Source organism: Burkholderia sp. ZZQ-2, from assembly GCF_050768715.1.
GTDB lineage: Bacteria > Pseudomonadota > Gammaproteobacteria > Burkholderiales > Burkholderiaceae > Burkholderia > Burkholderia cepacia.
Window position 1 is genome coordinate 1 of record NZ_LDVA01000013.1, and the last position, 3,780, is coordinate 3,780.

3 protein-coding genes and 1 pseudogene are annotated in these 3,780 nt (G+C 71.1%); all 4 read right to left on the reverse strand.

The annotated features are described in order from the left end of the window. Positions 1–382 (reverse strand): response regulator (locus tag ABY44_RS00180; protein ID WP_431640685.1); only part of this gene is annotated, 382 nt, incomplete at its 3' end. Further along, positions 379–2,688 (reverse strand): hybrid sensor histidine kinase/response regulator, encoded by a 2,310-nt coding sequence (locus ABY44_RS00185; protein ID WP_060173100.1) that lies wholly within the window; start codon positions 2,686–2,688, stop codon positions 379–381. The genes ABY44_RS00180 and ABY44_RS00185, both read right to left, overlap by 4 nt. After that, positions 2,685–3,392 carry a chemotaxis protein CheW gene (locus ABY44_RS00190; protein ID WP_027790999.1) on the reverse strand — a complete coding sequence of 236 codons (708 nt, stop codon included), beginning with the start codon at positions 3,390–3,392 and terminating at the stop codon, positions 2,685–2,687. Before ABY44_RS00190 ends, ABY44_RS00185 begins: the two co-directional genes overlap by 4 nt. A 46-nt stretch (positions 3,393–3,438) precedes the next feature. Then, positions 3,439–3,780, reverse strand: a pseudogene (locus ABY44_RS00195) (CheR family methyltransferase); the annotation flags it as partial.

Sequence of the window (3,780 nt, forward strand, 5' to 3'; positions counted from 1 at the left end):
CGATCTGGTCGATCTTCGCGAGCAGCGCCTGCGGCGACGCGTCGGCCGACAGCCCGAGCGCGAGCGTCGGCGTGTCGACCGCATCGAGCGCACCCGCGCCCATCGCCTCGTAGACCGACGACGTGTTCGCGCTGACGCTCGCCGTCACGATCAGGATCGCGCAGGGCGCGCGCGCCATGATCCGGCGCGTCGCCGCGACCCCGTCGACCTTCGGCATCACGAGATCCATCAGCACGAGATCGGGCGGATGCGCGACGCAGAAATCCACCGCCTCGTCGCCGTCGGTCGCGACCCATAGCACGCGATGGTCGGTGCGCAGCGCGATCACGCGGCGCAGCGCCTCCACGGCCAGCGGCAAGTCGTTGACGATGCCGATGTTCATCCTCGCGCGTCCCCGATCAGGTCGTGCACGGCGTCGAGCAGCGCCTCGTCGTGGAAGCTGCTCTTCGCGAGGTAGTAGTCGGCGCCCGCGTCGAGCCCGCGACGGCGATCCTCGTCGCGATCCTTGTACGACACGATCATCACCGGCACGCGCTTGAGCATCGGATCGCCCTTGATCAGCGTAACGAGTTCGATGCCGTCCATGCGCGGCATGTCGACGTCGGTGACGACGAGATCGAACGCATCGCTGCGCACCGCGTTCCAGCCCTCCATCCCGTCGACCGCGACCGTCACGTCGTAGCCGCGCTTCTCCAGCAGCTTGCGTTCGAGCTCGCGCACCGTCAGCGAATCGTCGACGACGAGCACGCGGCGCCGCCGGTCGGCCAGCGCCAGTTGCGGGTCGCGCGTGAGCCGCGCGAGCTGCCCGCCGCGCACGAGCTTGTCGACCGAGCGGATCAGGTCCTCGACGTCGACGATCAGCACCGGGTCGCCGTTCTCGAGCAGCGCGCCGGCCGCGATGTTCTGGATCTTGTGCAGGCGGCTGTCGAGCGGCTGCACGACGAGCATGCGCTCGCCGAGGAAGCGGTCGACCGCGACGCCGTACAGCTCGGGTTCCCCGCCGACGACCACGACCGCCGTGCTCGTGCGCGCGACGTCGGGCTCACCCGCGTCGAGCAGCTGATGCGCGGCGACGAGGCCCGCGCGCCGGCCGTCGAACGGGAAATGCGGCTGCCCTTCGAGCACGTCGATATCGTCGTGCGAGAGTTCGAGCGTGCGTCGCACGTGCGCAAGCGGGAACGCATACGGCTCGCCACCGACCTCGACGAGCAGGCTGCGGATCACCGACAGCGTGAGCGGCAGCTGCAGCACGAAACGCATGCCCGCGCCCGGCTCGTTGAAGATCCGCACCGCGCCGCGCACGCCGCGCACCATCTCCTGCACCGCGTCGAGGCCGACGCCGCGGCCCGACACGTCGGTCACCGCATCGCGCATCGAGAAACCCGGCAGCAGCAGGAATTCGAGCAGTTCGGGATCGGACAGCCGCGCGGCCGTCTCGTCGTCGGTCAGGCGCTGGCGCACGACGGCCGCGCGCAGCGCGTCCATGTCGACGCCCGGGCCGTCGTCGATCACGCTGACCAGCAGCGAGCCGGCACTGTGGCGCGCCTCCAGCGTCACGCTCGCCTCGGCCGGCTTGCCGCGCGCGCGCCGCGCCTCCGGCGAATCGACGCCGTGGTCGATCGCGTTGCGCAGCAGGTGGCCGAGCGGCGCGTCGAGCAGGTCGAGGATGTCGCGGTCGACCTGCGTGCCCTCGCCGACGATCGAGAAACGCACCTGCTTGCCGAGCGAGCGCGCGAGATCGCGGACGATGCGCGGATACGCACGCGTCGCGTCGCCGAACGGCCGCATCCGGCATTGCAGCGCCTCGTCGTACAGCTGCTCGGCGATATGCGTGCTGCGCCGCTCGAAGCGGTCGAATTCGTCCATGCGCTCGGCAAGCGAGCGCTGCAGGTCGTTCAGCATGTGCCGCACTTCGTTCATCGACGCGAGCATGCCCGCGTCGAGATCGTCGGCGAATTGTTCATACATCAAATCGAGCGAGCGGGCTGCATCGCGCTGGGCGCGCTTCACGCGCAGCATCGATTCGGCGAACGGCTTGAGCCAGCGCGATTCGACCAGCGATTCGCCGGACAGGCTCAGCAGCCGGTTCAGCGTATCCGCGCGCACGCGGCGCATCGCGCCGGCGCCGGCCACGCGGCCGGCCTGGGCCGGATCGGGCACCGCGCTCGAGACCGCAAGCGGCGGCACCGCGGCACTCGCCCCGACGGGCTCGTTCGCGGCACCGTCGTGCTCGCGATACGGCACGACCGTCGGCGGCGCCTGCGGCGAGACGACGCCCGACACCTGCATCGTCTGCGCGCCGTCGGCGCCCGTGAGCGCCGCCGCGAACACGTCGATCTCCGTCTGCGTCACGGGCTGCGCCTGCGGATCGCCGACGCGCACCAGCAAATCGACGCCCGCCAGCAGCACGTCGACGTGCGTGGCCGTCAGCGCGATCGTGCCGGCCTGCGCGGCGACGAAGCACTCCTCCATCCGCCCCGCGATGTCGACGCCGAGCGGCACGCCGACGATGCGCGCGGCCCCCTTCAGCGAATGCGCGGCGCGCATGCATGCCTCGAGCGCGACGGAATCGGGCTCGCCCGATTCGAGCGCGAGCAGCCGTTCGGACAGCGCCTGGGTCTGCGTGCGCGTCTCCTCGCGATACAGCTCGAGCAGCGACAGGTGGCTCAGGTCGTCATCGCCGCTCATCGCATGCTCCGTGTGACTGCGTCGAACAGGCGGTCGTCGTCGAGCAGGCCCACCGACTTCCCGCGCCACGACAGCACGCCGCGCGACAGGCCGGCGCTCGCGCGCCCGACCGTGGCCGGCACGGGCACCCAGTCGGATGCGCCGAAGCGCAGCACGCCCTCGACTTCGTCGACCGGAAACACGACCGGCTCGCCCTGGTGCGCGGCGACCAGCAGCCGCGTGAAGCGGCCGTCGTCACCGCCCTTGCCGCCCTTGCCGACATCGAGTCCGAGCAGCGCGCCGATCGAGATCGCGATGCGCAGCGTGCCGCGGATGTTGACCACGCCGCGCACGGCTGAATTGCGGCGATGCGGCAGCGAATGGATCGGGCGCGTGCCGGCGATCTCGCGCAGCACGCCGATCGGCAGCGCGAGCCATTCGTCGGCCACGCGAAACGCCAGCGCCGCATGGCGCGTATCGGCGTCGGCGTCGCGCACGTGCGGCGTGCCGGGCGCGCTCATCCGGCGCGTGGCGTCGGCCATCTCCGCCCCGTCGAGCGGGCGCTCGAGCAGCTTCGCCGCGTGATACGCGTACACCGGGCAGTTCAGGCAGCGCAGGCACTCGTTCAGCCGCTCGCACGTGCGGTCGCCGCGCGTGCCGATCCGGTTCCAGCAATCGTCGACGTCGATCGTCGTCTCGTCAATGGCAGCGGCGGCGCGGTTCATGAATTCCTCTGGTCATCGCGGTGTCGGTCCCCAACCCGTAGTCTTGTCAGCCGGCCGAGCGCCGTGCACGCTCGAGCAGCCATTGCGCGCCCGCGCGATCGCCGCCGACGTCGAGCAGCGTCGCGAGATGGGTCAGCGCTTCGTGATGCGTGGGCCGCAGGTACAGCGCCTTCCTGTAGAAGTCGCCGGCTTCCGATGCGCGCCCGCGCGCATCCGCGATCAGCCCGTTCAGGTAGAACGCATCGGCGTGCGGCCCGACGCGCGCCGAGAACTGCGCGAGCACGCGCTCGGCCTCGTCGAACGCGCCGGCATTCGCCAGCGCCTGTGCGTCTTCCAGCGTCGGCGCGGGGCCTTCGGCCACCGGTGCGACCGTTGCAACGGGCGCAAC

Excerpts from the sequence above, each read along its gene's own strand:
- ABY44_RS00185 (WP_060173100.1), bottom strand. The coding sequence starts at position 2,688 with ATGAGCGGCGATGACGACCTGAGCCACCTGTCGCTGCTCGAGCTGTAT.
- ABY44_RS00190 (WP_027790999.1), bottom strand. The coding sequence starts at position 3,392 with ATGAACCGCGCCGCCGCTGCCATTGACGAGACGACGATCGACGTCGAC.